This is a genomic window from Mesoterricola sediminis (genome assembly GCF_030295425.1).
GTDB classification, from domain to species: Bacteria; Acidobacteriota; Holophagae; order Holophagales; family Holophagaceae; genus Mesoterricola; species Mesoterricola sediminis.
On record NZ_AP027081.1, the window covers coordinates 667,105 to 681,182 of the forward strand.

The 14,078-nt window shown below is 74.0% G+C and carries 7 protein-coding genes; 4 read left to right on the forward strand and 3 right to left on the reverse strand.

From position 1 onward, the window contains the following. Positions 1-29: 29 nt before the first annotated feature. The 4 genes from R2J75_RS02930 to R2J75_RS02945 are packed head-to-tail and all read left to right on the forward strand — an operon-like array spanning position 30 to position 8,643. Positions 30-1,715: a B12-binding domain-containing radical SAM protein gene (locus R2J75_RS02930; RefSeq protein WP_243345612.1), complete on the forward strand. Its 1,686-nt coding sequence runs from the start codon at positions 30-32 to the stop codon at positions 1,713-1,715. After that, positions 1,712-4,762, forward strand: coding sequence for a ligand-binding sensor domain-containing diguanylate cyclase (locus R2J75_RS02935; protein ID WP_316411039.1), 3,051 nt, complete (start codon positions 1,712-1,714; stop codon positions 4,760-4,762). Before R2J75_RS02930 ends, R2J75_RS02935 begins: the two co-directional genes overlap by 4 nt. 54 nt (positions 4,763-4,816) lie before the next feature. Continuing rightward, positions 4,817-7,834, forward strand: coding sequence for an ATP-binding protein (locus tag R2J75_RS02940; RefSeq protein WP_316411040.1), 3,018 nt, complete (start codon positions 4,817-4,819; stop codon positions 7,832-7,834). Continuing rightward, positions 7,831-8,643: a response regulator gene (locus R2J75_RS02945; RefSeq protein WP_243345615.1), complete on the forward strand. Its 813-nt coding sequence runs from the start codon at positions 7,831-7,833 to the stop codon at positions 8,641-8,643. Before R2J75_RS02940 ends, R2J75_RS02945 begins: the two co-directional genes overlap by 4 nt. Here the strand turns inward: R2J75_RS02945 and mutS are convergent, their stop codons facing one another. From mutS to R2J75_RS02960, 3 genes are all read right to left on the reverse strand, one after another. Then, a complete protein-coding gene (mutS, locus tag R2J75_RS02950; protein ID WP_243332083.1) occupies positions 8,644-11,199 on the reverse strand; it encodes a DNA mismatch repair protein MutS in 2,556 nt (851 codons plus the stop codon). Between the two features lie 30 nt (positions 11,200-11,229). Next, positions 11,230-12,381, reverse strand: coding sequence for an MFS transporter (locus tag R2J75_RS02955; RefSeq protein WP_243345616.1), 1,152 nt, complete (start codon positions 12,379-12,381; stop codon positions 11,230-11,232). Positions 12,382-12,555: 174 nt separating this feature from the next. Continuing rightward, entirely contained in the window at positions 12,556-13,821 is a 1,266-nt protein-coding gene (locus tag R2J75_RS02960; RefSeq protein WP_243332129.1) for an aminotransferase class I/II-fold pyridoxal phosphate-dependent enzyme, read from the reverse strand. Between the last annotated feature and the right edge of the window lie 257 nt (positions 13,822-14,078).

Sequence of the window (14,078 nt, forward strand, 5' to 3'; positions counted from 1 at the left end):
GAAGGGGTTTCCTGTGATGAAATGGAGCCATGGTGGACCCGGTCGGGCGCGAGGCTTCGAGGCGGGGGGCGGAGGCCTCCGGCCCTTCGGCCGTACTGGCCTACAGCGCGCCCCGGAGCGGCTTCGGGGACGAGTGGATGACCTTCCTGCCCATCGGGCTGGGCTTCCTCCAGGCCATGGCCCGCACCCGCGGCTACCCCTGCCGCCTGGCCAACCTCAGCGGCAAGGGCCGCAAGGAGGTCGTGGAGTACCTGCGGCGGCAGGCCCCCGCGGTGGTGGGCATCTCCATGTTCACCTTCAACCGCAAGCGCAGCGCGGACCTGCTGGCCTGGGCCCGGGAGGCCTGCCCCGGCGCGGTGCTCCTGGCCGGGGGGCCCCACCCCACCCACCTGGCGCGGGAGGTCTTCGAGGACTGCCCCCAGCTGGACGCCATCGTGAAGGGCGAAGGGGAGGTCCCCCTGGTGGAGATCCTGGCGCGGCTCGCCGACGGGCGCGACTGGCGCACGGCGCCGGGCCTCGTCCTGCGGGACGGCGAGACGCCCTCCCCGCCCCCCCTGGAGGACCTGGACATCATGGGGGCGCCGGTGGAGCACTTCCAGGCCGACTTCCTGGACGACCCCGGGCAGCTCAGCTACCTGAGCACCAGCCGCGGCTGCCCCGCCACCTGCAACTTCTGCAACACCCCGGAATTCTGGGGCAGCGCCGTGCGGTTCCGCAGCCCCGCCGCCGTCCTGCGGGAGATGCGCCTGCTCCGCGAGCGCCACGGCCTGACCTACTTCAGCTTCCGGGACGACACCTTCACCGCCAACAAGCTCCGGATCCTGGAGCTCATGCGGCTCATCCAGGCCTCGGGGATGCATCCCCTGTGGAACTGCCAGAGCCGGGTGAACCTCGTGGACGAGGACCGCCTCGTGGCCATGAAGCGCGCGGGCTGCGAGTTCATGCAGTTCGGCGTGGAGCACGGCAGCGAGCGCGTGCTGAAGCTCCTGGACAAGGGCACCAACATGCGCCAGGCCCGCAAGGCCCTGGAGCTGGTGCGCCGAGTGGGCATGAACATGGGGATCTACCTCATCACGGGCATCCCGGGCGAGGCCTGGGAGGACGTGGAGACCACGGCCGCCTTCATCCGCGAGGTGCGGCCCCACGACGTGCAGATCTCCCCGCTGGCCCTCTACCCTGGGACCCGGCTCTTCGACCGGTACCGGGCGGAGGGGCGCATCAGCCGCGACTTCTTCCGGGGCACCGGCGACGCCGAGGTCTTCGCCCGGGTGGACGCGCACACCGAGAAGGCCCTCCGCCACCTGGAGCGGGCCGCCAGCGCCATCAAGCCGAAGGCCATCTACACCCCCGAGGACTTCCGGGCCCAGAAGGCCTGGCTGGGCTTCTGCGCGGTCACGAACCTGCTGTGCGGCGAGGCCGCGGAGGAAGCGGGCAACCTGCGGGAGGCCGAGGCGGAGTACGACGAGCTCGTGGCCCAGGAGCCGGGCAACCCCTGGGGCTTCCTGAAGCGGGCCCTGCTGCGCCGGCGCACCGGCCGGGACGCGGAGGCCCGGGCCGACCTGGCCGAGGTGCTGGCCCTGGCCCCGGGCAACCCCGAGGCGGAGGACCTGGCCCGCGCGTGGGGGACCCGCCGGGGGCGGGCCTGGAAGGCCGCCCAGGGGCCCAAGGCCGCCATGAAGGGCGCCCAGGCCTACCTGGAGCGGGAGGGGTCGTGAGGCGCGTCCTCACCCTGGTGGCGCTCCTGGCCTTCACGCTGGTCCTGGGGGGCGCCCCCGGCGAGGCGCCGGGACGGTTCAGCTTCAAGACCTACGGCCACGAGCAGGGCTTCCAGGACCTGTCGCTCAAGTCCATCGCCCAGGACGAGGCCGGCTTCATCTGGATCGGCTGCGACACCGGCCTCATCCGGTACGACGGCGCCTCCTTCACCAAGTTCACCGTCCGGGACGGCCTGCCCTCCGCCACGATCCGGCGTCTGCTTCCCCGCCTGGGGGGCGGCGTGTGGATCGTGGCCGAGAACGGCCTCTGCGCCTACGACCGGGGGGCCTTCTTCTCCGTGGACCTGGACGGCCAGCCCTTCCGCCCGGTCCGGGGCGCCGCCCTGGACCAGGACGCCCGGGGCCACCTGTGGGCCATCGGGCCCGGCGGCCTCTACCGCCAGGAAGGGCGGGCCATGGTCCGGGTGGACGACCTGCCCCGGGGCGGGGGCCGCGCCCTGGCCTGCCGCACCTCGTCCGGCTCCGTCTTCGTGGAGGCCCAGGGCGAGGTGTGGGAGCGGCCCCCGGCCGGGGGCTGGACCCGCCTCGCCCTGGCGCCGGGCCTGGTCCCCGACGAGGTCGAGTCCCTGGCCGTGGACGGCACGGGCCGCCTCTGGATCGTGGGCCGCAGGACCCTGCGGCGCCTGGACCCGGGCGCCGGCCTCGTCCAGGACGCCTCGGACCGCCTGCCCGGGACCCCCTTCGCCAACACCTCCGCCTCCCGGGACGGGAGCGGCGGCCTCGTCATCCCCACCAACACCGGCATCCTGCGGGTGAAGGGCGACCGGTCCGAACGGATCGGCCCCCGGGAGGGCCTGCCCTTCCAGTGGACCATCTCCTCCCTGGTGGACCGGGAGGGCAACCTCTGGGTGGTGGGCCCCGGCCTCTGCCGCGCCCTGGGGCGGGGCTGGACCCGGGCCTTCACGGTGCAGGACGGCCTGCCGTCCGACCTGGTCTGGGCGGTCCTCCGGGACCGGTCCGGCCGCCTCTTCGTAGGCACCAGCCAAGGCCTGGCCCGCCTGGGCCCGACGGGGTGGACGCCCGTGCGTGGAACCGAGGGCCGGAACGTGGTGAGCCTGGCCGAGGACCGCGCGGGGCGCCTCTACATCGGCTCCAACAACGCCCCCCTCCTCACCCTCGAACCGGGCGCCTCGACCGCCTCGGAGGCCTTCCTGGGGAGCCTCCGGTGGGAGGGTGGACACCGGCCGGACCGCTCCCTCCGGGTGATGGCGGGCAGCGAAGGGGTGTGGCTGGCGGATCCGGCCCTGGGCATCCTGCTCATCGATCCGGAGCGGCGCACCCTCCGGGTGGCCTACGGCCCCCAGGACGCGGGGGCGTCGGACCTGCCCGCCTACCACTTCGCCGAGGACGGCCGGAAGCGGCTCTGGATCGCCACCGGCGCCGGCCTCCTCGTGAAGGACGGGCCCACCTGGCGCCTCTTCAACCGCCACCATGGCCTGCGGGCGGATGCCCTCAACGAGCTCGGGGTAGCGCCGGACGGGTCGGCCTGGCTCCTCTACCGCGAGCCCGTGGGCCTGGACCGCGTCGAACTCAAGGCGGACGGCAGCCTGGCCTTCCTCGGCGGCCTGGACACCAAGCGGGGCCTGGGCACCGAAGGCGTGTTCGCCCTCGCCCTGGACCGCCAGGGCACCCTGTGGCTGGGCACGGACCGGGGCGTGGAGGCCCACGGCGCCCACGGCGACGTCGTCCGCCTGGGGCGGGACGGGGGCCTCGTGGGGGACGACTGCAGCCAGGGCGGCCTCTACGTCGATGCCAACCAGGACGTGTGGGTGGGCACCACGATGGGTCTCGGCCGCGTTCTCGCCGGCCGTCGGCCGCCGCCCCTTCCCCCCCTCGCCGTCACCCTCCTGCGGGTGGTCCGGGGCAAGGGGGTGGACGCCCTGCGGGACCCGCGCCCCATCCCCAGCCGCGAAGCCACCCTGGAATTCCAGTTCGCCGCCCAGACCTACATCAACGAGAAGGCCGTCGTCTACCAGGTCCGCCTCGTGGGCCTGGATGACGACTGGCGCTCCATCCAGGTGCCCCAGGACCGCTACGTCGCCCTGCCCGGCGGGACCTACCGCTACGAGGTGCGGGCCGCCTATCCGGGCATGGCCTTCGGGCCCGTGACCGCCTTCACCTTCCAGGTGCTGCCCCCCTGGTGGAAGACCTGGTGGTTCACCACCCTCGCCCTCCTGGGCGGCCTGGGCCTCGTGGCCTGGATCGTGGACCGCCGGTACAAGGGCCTCGCCCAGCAGAAGGAGCGGCTGGCCGTCCTCGTGGACCAGGCCACCGCCGACCTCGTGAAGGCCAACCACGCCCTGGAGGAGGCGAACCTCGCCCTCCAGGCCCAGAGCCTGTCCGATCCCCTCACCGGGCTCCACAACCGCCGCTACCTGAGCGTGGTGGTGGACGACGACGTGGCCAAGGTCCAGCGGGCCTACCGGGAGCCCGACAAGGCCGGTCCCCTCCCCAACGCCGACCTGGTGTTCTTCGTGGTGGACCTGGACCACTTCAAGGAGATCAACGACCGGCACGGCCACCGGGCCGGAGATCTGGCGCTGGCCTCCGTGGCCCGGGCCCTGCGCCGGGCCGCCCGGGATTCGGACGCCGTCGTGCGCTGGGGCGGCGAGGAGTTCCTCGTGATGGCCCGCAACGCCTCCCGCGCCGAGGCGCCCCAGATGGCCGAGCGCATCCGCGCCGCCGTGGCCGAGCAGGGGGTCCCCCTGGAGTCGGGGGAGACCCTGCGCTGGACCTGTTCCATCGGCTACGCGGCCTACCCCTTCAACCCCGCGGACCCGGCCTGGCTGGGCTGGGAGCGCGTGGTCGAGATCGCCGACGCCTGCCTCTACATGGCCAAGCGCGCGGGCCGCGACGCCTGGGCCGGGGCCTCCGCCCTGCCGGGTCTGGACCGGGCGCAGCACGGGCCGCGCCTGCCCTGGGAGCTGGCCGGCCTGGCCGAGGAGGGCGTCGTTCGGCTGGATGCCAGCGGCGAGCGCGGGCGCTGAGGGCTGGGGCGCGGCGCGCCGGAGCGGGTATGCTGGCTCCTTCCAGGACCCTGCATGCGCCACCTCCTCGACCCCGTGCTCGCGGCGGCCCCTTGGCCCGCCTTTGAGACCCTCCCCGCCGACCTCCAGGCCCCCCTGGCGGCCCTGGGCGCGGCCCTGCCGGTCGAGGTGTCCCGGCCCGCCCTGATGGCCTGTTGCCTGTGCTTCCGGCCCCCAAGCCCCCAGGGGGACCGCGTCGGGCGCCTCCTGGGCCACCTGGGGCGCTCCGCCCACACCCTGGCCACGGTCAGCCACCTGCAGCGGCGGCACGGGTTCCTGGAAGAGGGAACGGCCAACACCCTCCGGGCCGCCCTGGCGCGCCCCGACGCCCTCGAGGCCCGGTTGGGCCCGCTGCTGCCCAGCGATCGCTGGCGGCCCGTGGGCGGCGGCCTGGTGCAGCCCCGGGAGGAGGCGACCTTCCGGATCCTGGGCCTGCTGTCCCTGTCCCAGCCCTTCCCCGCGCTCGTGGCGGACCTGGCCGGGGCCTTCGACGCCTGCCTGGGTTCCGCCTGGCGCAAGGATCCCAAGACCCAGCTCCAGGAATCGGCCGCCGCCGCGGGGCTCCCCGCCCCCACGTACGCCCTGCTGGCCCAGGAGGGCCCGGACCACCGACCGAACTTCCGGGTGGAAGTCCGGCTGGGGGCCCACCGGGTGGAGGCCCAGGGGGCCTCCCGGAAACAGGCGGAAAAGGCCGCCGCCGACGGCCTCCTCGCAGCCCTGGTGAAGGCGGGCCGCCTCGCGCCCCCCCGGGAGCTGGCCGGAGGCCAACCCCTGCGCCTGCCCCCGGTGAAGGATCCGCGCCGCATCCGGGCCGCGGAGGCCCTCCTGGGCGGAACCTTCTCGGATCCCCGCCTGGTGGAGGCCGCCCTCGCCCATCCCAGCCTGGCGCCGGGCCGGGTCTCCCAGGCCACCCTCGCCAGCTTCGGCGCCTGGGCCCTGGAGGATCACCTCCTGCGGGCCATGGTCCCGCACCTGGCGGAGGACCACGACATGTTCATCCGCCCCAAGGCCGCCGTCATGGCCGCTGTCCACAACGGCGTCCTGGCCCGGGATCCCGCCTGCGCCGAACTGGGCCGGCTGGTGTGGGCCTCGCCCCGGACCCGCCTGGACGCGGCCGCCCGCATCCAGGTGGGGGTGGAGGCCTTCCGCGCCCTGCTGGGGGCCGCCTGGCTCGACGCGGGCCACGCGCTGGACGGGTTCGCGGCCCGGGCGGAGGGCCTGCTCGCGGGCCGGCGCGCCCTGCTGGAGGCCTACGCGGAATCGGACCGGGGCCGGGTGGACCCCAAGACCCTCCTCCAGGAGGTGGCGGTGTGCGCGGGGCGCGTGGCGGCCTACGCCTCCCGCCGGGAGGGGGGCCCGGATCACGCGCCCGTGTTCACGGGCACCGCCTCCCTGACCCGCGCGGGCCGGGACCCCATCGCCTGGGCGGCCCGGGCGAGCGCGGTGAAGGCGGCGGAGAAGACCGCCGCCCGGGTGCTCCTGGCCCCCCTCCTGGACGAGGCGGTGCCGCCCGGCGCCGAGGGGCCCTGCCGCCGCCTGGTGGAGGAGCTCCTGGAGGGGGTGGCCCAGGTCCCCTTCCGGTGGGAGGCCCTCCGCACCCAGCGCCTCCTGGCCGCCCGGGACCTCGCCGACCCGGACCCAGCCATCCGGCTGCGTGGGGCCGAATCCCTGCTGGCCCTCGCCAGCCGGCTGGACCTCGACCCGGCCCGGCTGCTGGCCGCCCTCGCCACCCGGGGCCTGGAAGGGGGCGGCGCCCTCCGCCGCCACCTGGCCGCCTGGAGTACGGGGACCGACCTGGCCAGCGCCCGCTGGGATGAAGGGGGCCTCCTGCCCGACCTGGGGGCCGATCCCGCCTTCCTCTCCCTCCAGGGCCTGAACAGCCTCCTGGGCAAACTGGCCTCGGGGCGCCGCCAGGTGGTGGACGGTCCGCGCCTGATGGCCGACCTGGGCCGCCTGCGCCTGGGCGGCCTGACCCTCGCCGCGGACCCCGCGCCGCCGGACCTGCGCTGGCTCGAAGCGACGGGCGTCGTGCTGGAACTGCTGGCCTTCGTGCTGGAGGGGGTGGAGCGGTCCGGGGCGGAGGCCTGCGCCCTGGCCTGGGAGCCGTCCCCGTCCGGAGGCTGGACCGCTGTGCTCCGGGCCCCGGGCCTGGCGGCCGTGCCCGAGGCCGCCCTCTGGACCGGCGGGGCCCACCAGGCCCTCCTGGAAGCCTGCCTGCCCGGGGCCCGGGTGACCCTGGCGGAGGACGTCTGGCGCCTGGAAGCCGCCCAGCTCCCCGAGGCCCTGGACGTGCCGGCCGGCTTCCCCCTGGACCAGGCCCACGCCCTCATCCGCACCGTGCTCGCGGCGCCGGCCATCGATCCCGACCAGGCCCGCCTGGCCGCGGTCACCCTCCATGACTACAAGAACGCCCTCCTGTCCATGGATACCTGCCTGCGCGCCGCCCGGGCGGCGCGCACGGCCCGGTACGAGCGCCTGGCCGAGGCCGAGCGCTGCCAGCAGCAGGCCCGGGCCCTGTGGGAGCAGTTCCGGGAGACCCTGGGCGGCGCCGTGGACTACCGCTTCGAGGTCCAGGACCTCCAGGGCCTCCTGCGCACCTTCCTGTCCCGGGCCCACCAGCTGCTGCCGCCCGGCGTGGCCATCGCCTCCGAGGGCCTGGGGGGCGCGTGCCCCGTGGTCTGCGACGGCGACCTGCTCCTGACCGTCCTGGACAACCTCCTCAAGAACGCCGTCTCGGCCATGGCCGGGCGCGGATCCGTGCGCCTCCGCTGGGGCCTCGCGCCGGGGGGGGACGCCGTGCGGGTGGAACTGGAGGACGCGGGGCCGGGGCTGCCGCCGGCCGTCAGCGAGGCCCTGGCCCGGCGGGTGGCGCCCGCCAGCAGCACCCGGCCCGGCCGGGTGGGCCTTGGCCTCCTCAACGCCCAGCGCATCGCCCGCCTCCATGGGGGCGCCTTCGAGATCACCGGCGGCCCCGGCGGCACCACGGCCGTGCTCCGCCTGCCCCTGGCCGCCCCCGGGGAGGGCGCGGCATGAGCGGACCGGCCCTCCTCTGGGTGGACGATGAACCGGCCTTCGTGGAGGCCCACCGGACCTGCCTGGGCGACCTGGCCGCGGGCTGCGCCTGGGCGCCGGACGGCACCCAGGCCCTCGCCCGCCTTCGGGAGGGTGCCTTCGACCTGGTGCTCACCGACCTGCAGATGCCCCCCGGCGAGTGGGGCGGCCTCTGGCTCATCCAGGCCCTGGCCCGGGAGGAGCTGCCGCCGCCCGTGGTGGTGCTCTCGGGGCGCGGCACGCTGTCCGAGGCCATCGAGGCCACCCGGTCCGGGGCCCGCGACTACGTCCTCAAGGAGCGGGCCGCCCGGGAGCTGGAGCCCATCGCCCGGGCGACCCTCGCCCAGGAGGCCGACCGCCTCCAGATGGCCGACTACGCCCTGGTCAAGGAGCTGGAGACCGGCCTCCAGGAGCGGGTCCTGGGCTGCGCGGACCGGCTCGCGGCCGCCCGGGGCCTGGCCAGCCCCTTCGACGGGGTCCTGCCCCCCCAGGTGGTGCGCAAGGCCCGGGAAGTGCAGGGCTCCAGCCCGGCGAAGGACCTGCGCGAATGCCTCTTCCTCATCGACTACCGCACCATCGTGCGCGCCCTCTGGGACGAGGCGCCGGAGTTCCGGGCCCTGGCCGCCCTCACCGGGGCGGGGGGCAAGGCCGCCGCCACCGCCTGGATCCAGGACCTCAACGACCTCCGGCGGACGGTGATGCACCCCAGCGCGGGCGCCCTGGACCGGGAGCGGCGCCTGCGGCTCCGGCGCATCCACCGGACCTGCATGCCCTGGCTCGCGGGCGCCTGATCAGGCGCGGCGCTCCTTCTGCCGCGCCGCGACCCAGGCCACCACGTCGCGGGGGCTCATGCCGTCCAGGTCCAGGGCCTCCAGCTCCGCGCGCAGGGGATCCGGCTCCGGGTCGAACATGGGCAGGAGCGGCTGGGCCGCCTCCGCCCGCGCCTTGCGGCCCCGCCGGGGGGCCTCGATGGCGGGCTCGGGCGTGTCGGCCAGGATGCGCTGGGCGGCGGCGATGACGGGGCGGGGGAGGCCCGCCAGGCGCGCCACCTGGATGCCGTAGCTGCGGTCCGCGGGGCCCGGGCTGATGCGGTGGAGGAAGAGCAGGTGCTCCTCCCACTCCTGCACCTCCACGTGCAGGTTCTGGATGCGCGGGTCGTCGGCGAGCTTCGTCAGCTCGAAGTAGTGCGTGGCGAAGAGCGTGCGCGGCTCGCCGCCCTTGAGGTCCCGCAGGTGGAGCGCGATGGCTTCGGCCAGGGCCAGCCCGTCGCGGGTGCTCGTGCCCCGCCCGATCTCGTCCAGGATCACCAGGCTCGAAGGGGTCACCTGGTTGAGGATCCGGGCCGTCTCCGTCATCTCCACCATGAAGGTGGACTGCCCCTTGGCCAGGAAGTCCGAGGCGCCGATGCGCGTGAAGATCCGGTCCACCAGGGAGAGGCGCATCAGCTCCGCCGGCACGTACGAGCCCGTCTGGGCCAGCACCACGAGGAGGGCCGCCGTGCGCAGGAAGGTGGACTTGCCGCCCATGTTGGGGCCCGTGACCACCGCCATGGCCCGGCCCGGCGGAAGCGAGAGGTCGTTGGGGATGCACTCCCGGCCCATCCGCGCCTCCAGCATCGGATGGCGCGCCCCGGCCAGCACCAGCTCGCGCTCCTCGGAGAGGGCGGGCCGGGTCCACCCCGAGACCCGGGCGCGCTCGCCGAGCGCGCAGAGCACGTCCACGAAGGCCACGGCCCGGGCCAGGGAGGCCAGCCCGGCGCGGTCCTCCAGGACCCGCGCCAGGAGGCGCCGGTACTGGGCCTCCTCCAGGCGCAGCAGGTCGGATTCCGCCGAGAGCAGGCGCTGCTCGAAGGCCATCAGCTTCTCGGTGGTGAACCGCTCCGCGTTGGCCAGGGTCTGCTTGCGGATGAAGTGGGCCGGGGCGGAGGCCAGGTTGGATTTGGTGATCTCGAAGTAGTAGCCGAAGACCCGGTTGTACTTGATCTTGAGGCTGGAGATGCCGCTGGCGGCGCGCTCCTCCTCCTCCAGCTCCAGCATCACCTGCTTGGCGTCCCGGGCCAGGCGGCGCACCGCGTCCAGCTCCGGATCCACGCCGTCCAGGATGGTGCCCCCCTTCTCCAGCTCCAGGGGCGGGGCCTCCGCCAGGCAGCGCCGAAGCTCGGCCTCGAGCTCGCCGCAGAGGGGCGTCCCCTCGGGCCAGATGCCCAGGTCCGCGGTCTCGCCGAACCAGCCCTCCTCCACCATGAGGCGCGGCAGCTTCTGGACCCGCGCGAGGCCCTCCCGGAGCTGGGCCAGCTCCGGCGGCGTGGCGAGGCCCATGGCCACCCGGCCCAGGATGCGGTCGAGGTCGGGCACCCCGGCGATCAGCTTCTGGACGGGGTCCCGGTGGCGGTCCTCCGTGAACCAGCCCACCTGGGTCCACCGCCGTTCCAGGGCCGCCCGGTCCCGCAGGGGCTGGTCCAGCCAGGCCTTGAGCAGGCGCGAGCCCATGCGGCAGCGGCAGAGGTCCATGAGCTCGAGGAGGCTGCCCTGGCGCGAGCCGTCCAGGGTGTTGGCGAAGACCTCCAGGTGGCGGGCCGAGGTCGCGTCCAGGAGGGGGCCGGCGGCGCCCAGTTCCAGGCTGACGCCCTGGATGTGGGCCGGACGCCCCCGCTGGATCGTCTCCAGCTGGTCCAGGAGCGCCCCCAGGGCGCCCGTGGCCGCGGGGTGGGGATCCAGGCCCACGCCCTCCAGGTGGCTCCACCCGAAGAAGGCCATCACCTGGTTCCGCGCCCGTTCGGGCTCGAAGCGCCAAGCCGGCAGACGCACGCGGGCCGCCTCCAGGTCGAAGGCGTCGGGCGCGCCCTCGGCGAGGATCAGTTCCTGGGGCGCCAGGCGCTCCAGGGTCGAGGCGAGGAAGGCCTCCCCCTCGCCGGGGATGACCCGCAGCTGCCCCGAGGCCAGCTGCACGAGGGCGATGCCCCAGGCCGCGCCGATCCGGTGGACGGCGGCCAGCCACCGGGCGTCGTCGTCCAGCCAGGTGCCGGGGGTGATGATGCGCGTGAGGGCCCGGGGCAGCAGGCCCTTCACCTCCTCGGGCTTGGCCGTGGGCTCCGCGATGGCCGCCGAATAGCCCGCCGCCAGCAGCTTGGGCAGGTAGCTCTCCAGGGCGAAGTGGGGGACGCCGCACATGGGCGTCTCGTACTCCGTGCCCCGCCCCCGCACCGTCAGGGCGATCTCCATCACCGGCGCGGCCTTCACCGCGTCCTCGCCGTGGAGCTCGTAGAAGTCCCCCATCCGCGTGAAGAGGATCGCGTCACCCGCCTCCCGCTTGAGGGCCGCGACCTGCTGGAGCATCGGTGTGGACATCCGGAAAACCTCGAAAACCCCAGGATACCCTTATTCCCGGAAGCCCCGGAGGAGCGCGGCCCCGGCGGCGCCCAGGACCGCGCAGGCCCCGAAGACGAGCCGCGGACCGCCCCAGGCGTGGGCGTGGAGGCCCAGCCAGGGCCCCGCGGTGAGGGCGAAGGTCCAGGTGAGGCTGTAGAAGCCCAGGTACTGGCCCCGCCGGTCCGGGGGCGCCATGGCGGCGACCGCGTCGGTGGAGGCGGGCAGGTAGATCATCTCCCCCAGGGTCCACACGGCCGTGGCCGCGGCGATCAGGCCCAGGCTGCCCACCAGGCCCAGGGCGCCGAAGCCCGCCCCGATGCAGAGGGCCCCCGCCGCGAGCTGGGCGCCGTGGGTCCACCGGGCCAGGCGCTCGTTGACCGCCACCTCGAAGAGCAGGATGAGGAGGGTGTTGAACGTGAAGAAGAGCCCGAAGACCGCCGTCCCGTGGCCCCGGTCCACGCACACGTACAGGGGGAAGGCGCCGTGGATCTGGGTGAAGGCCAGGGTGGCCGGCAGCAGGGCCAGGAGCAGGCGCAGGAGCCGGGGATTCCGCCAGGCGGTGCGCCCCGCCTCGGCGGGGGCCGCCGGCGCCGCCCCGGGCCGCACCCAGGCCAGGATGACCCCGACGCCCAGGAAGGTGGTGAGGGCGTCGAGCCAGAAGACCGCCGGGTACGAATGGGCGGCGATGAGGCCGCCGAGGGCCGGGCCCACCGAGACGCCCAGATTGCTGGCCAGGCGGTGCAGGACGAAGGCCTGCTTGCGCTGCCCGGGGGCCACCAGGTCCGTGATGAGGGCCATGGAAGAAGGCCAGTAGCCCTGGAGCGCCGCCGACCACAGGGTGATGCACGCGAGCATCGCCCCCCGGTGGACCAGGTACGGCAGGAGCAGCATGAGCCCCGCCGACAGGACCAGGGAGAGGACCAGCACCCGCCGGTGCCCATACCGGTCCGCCAGCCACCCGCTGAAGGGGCTGGCCGCCAGGGCCCCCGCCCCGTACAGGGCCAGGGCCGTGGCCGCCTCCCCCTCCGTCCATCCCCGCCCCTGGACCAGGTAAAGGGCCAGGAAGAACATCACCATCGTGCCCATGCGGTTGATGAGCGTGCCAAGGGCCAGCGCCCACATGGGCCTGGGCAGCCCGCGGAGTCCTCGCCAGGGGTTCATCCCCCCAGTATCCCCGCCCCGCCCAGGCCCCCGCCAGGGGATTCCCCCGAACGGGCTGCGCCGGCCTGGGAGGCCATGGAGGCCCGGTATCCCGGCTGGTATGCCGTCAGGTTCTCTGGAGCCTGGAGGCCCTAGGCGGCAACGGGCGAAGGAGTGCTTCGCCGGCGTTTCCGGTCAGTGCTTCGCGCAGACCCGTTCCAGGGCGTCCACCAGGGGCTGGATGGATTCCTCCTTCATGGAGCAGAAGGCGAGGCGGATGTAGCGGTCCCCGTGGCTGACCACGCCCACGCTCTCGTCGGCGATCAGTTCCTGGCGGATGGCGTCGGCATCCAGGCCCGCCCGGAGTTCCAGGAGGCAGAAGCAGCCGGCATTGAAGGGGAAGACCTTCCAGTGGGGCACGGGGCGGTCGAGGGCCTTGCGCAGGGCCTCGTAGCGGCCCTGGAGTACCTGGCGCATGGCCTCGAACTCGGCCTCGTGGCGGGCGTCGGCCAGCTCGATTTCCATGAGGTACTGGCTGATGCCCACGGGGCTGCCCACCCCGGAGCGGATGAGGCCCATGCACTTGTCCACCAGGATGTCGGAGGCCTCCTTGGCCACGCCGAAGTGGAGGAAGCCCACGCGGCCGCCGAAGAAGCTGAGCTCCTTGGTGACGCCGTCGCACTTGAGGGGGATGAGGTTGGGGCTGCGGTTGATGAGCTCGAAGAAGAGGCTCTTGGAGGTGGCGGCGGGGTCGAAGACGAGGCCGTGGTAGGCGTCGTCGCAGTAGACGACGACGGGGCGGTCCTTGGCGGCGTCCACCAGCACGTCGGCGATGGCCTTCATCTCGGCGGGCGTCGGGCTGTAGCCGCTGGGGTTGCTGGGGAAGTTCAGGAGCACCTGGACCTTGCCGGGCACGCTCGCGAGGGTCTCCTTGAGGCCCTGCACGTTGTAGCGCATCTGCGCGTCGTAGAAGGGGTAACGCTTGAAGTCGCCCTCGAGGCGGATGTTGAAGATCTGCTCGTAGTTGTCCCAGTAGAGATCCGCGAGGACGAGGGTGTCGCCCTTGCCGAAGAAGAGCTCGGCGGCCATCGTGAGGGCGTGGCAGATGCCCGCGCTGACGACGGGAAGGCCCACCGCGTCCATGCGCGCGTCCTCCTTCACCAGCTTGGCGTGCCAGGCCTTGCGCGCGGGCTCGCGGCCCTGGATGGGGGAGTAGAGGAAGGCGTCCTTGGGGTTCAGGGAGGCCAGCTTCTCGGCCATGGGGGCCAGGGGCAGGGGGTTGCCGGCGCCGTCGGTGATCTGGCCGATGGTGGCGTTGATGCGGCAGTTCTTCGACTGCCCGGCCTGGTAGGGGATGCCCTTCGGGAAGAATGACCGTTGCCCGAGCGGGGAGAGCGACTCCGCGATCACGGGATTGATGGCCTTGAGACGGGCGTTGCGTTCCTGGGCTTCGGGATGCATGGACACGGGGCCTCTCCGGGGAGGATGGGTTGATAGGCCGAAAGCTTATGTCAAAAGACCCCTTTCAGGGCCGGGGTGGAGAATGACAAAGGTCACAGCAGGGGTCTGGCGGTCGCAAATGCCCGCAGGGGCTCGACCTGCCTGGAACCAGGATAGCAAGGTGGCCGGAAGGGCGGGGGAAGAGGCGTCCTTTGCGCGTTGCCCCGGGCCGCCCAGCGGGCCTAGACTGCTACAAAATGAGCCCCTTGCGGGAGATT

Coding starts and splice junctions, on each gene's coding strand:
- R2J75_RS02960 (WP_243332129.1), bottom strand. CDS start 13,821: ATGCATCCCGAAGCCCAGGAACGCAACGCCCGTCTCAAGGCCATCAAT.
- R2J75_RS02930 (WP_243345612.1), top strand. CDS start 30: ATGGTGGACCCGGTCGGGCGCGAGGCTTCGAGGCGGGGGGCGGAGGCC.
- R2J75_RS02940 (WP_316411040.1), top strand. CDS start 4,817: ATGCGCCACCTCCTCGACCCCGTGCTCGCGGCGGCCCCTTGGCCCGCC.
- R2J75_RS02945 (WP_243345615.1), top strand. CDS start 7,831: ATGAGCGGACCGGCCCTCCTCTGGGTGGACGATGAACCGGCCTTCGTG.
- mutS (WP_243332083.1), bottom strand. CDS start 11,199: ATGTCCACACCGATGCTCCAGCAGGTCGCGGCCCTCAAGCGGGAGGCG.
- R2J75_RS02955 (WP_243345616.1), bottom strand. CDS start 12,381: ATGAACCCCTGGCGAGGACTCCGCGGGCTGCCCAGGCCCATGTGGGCG.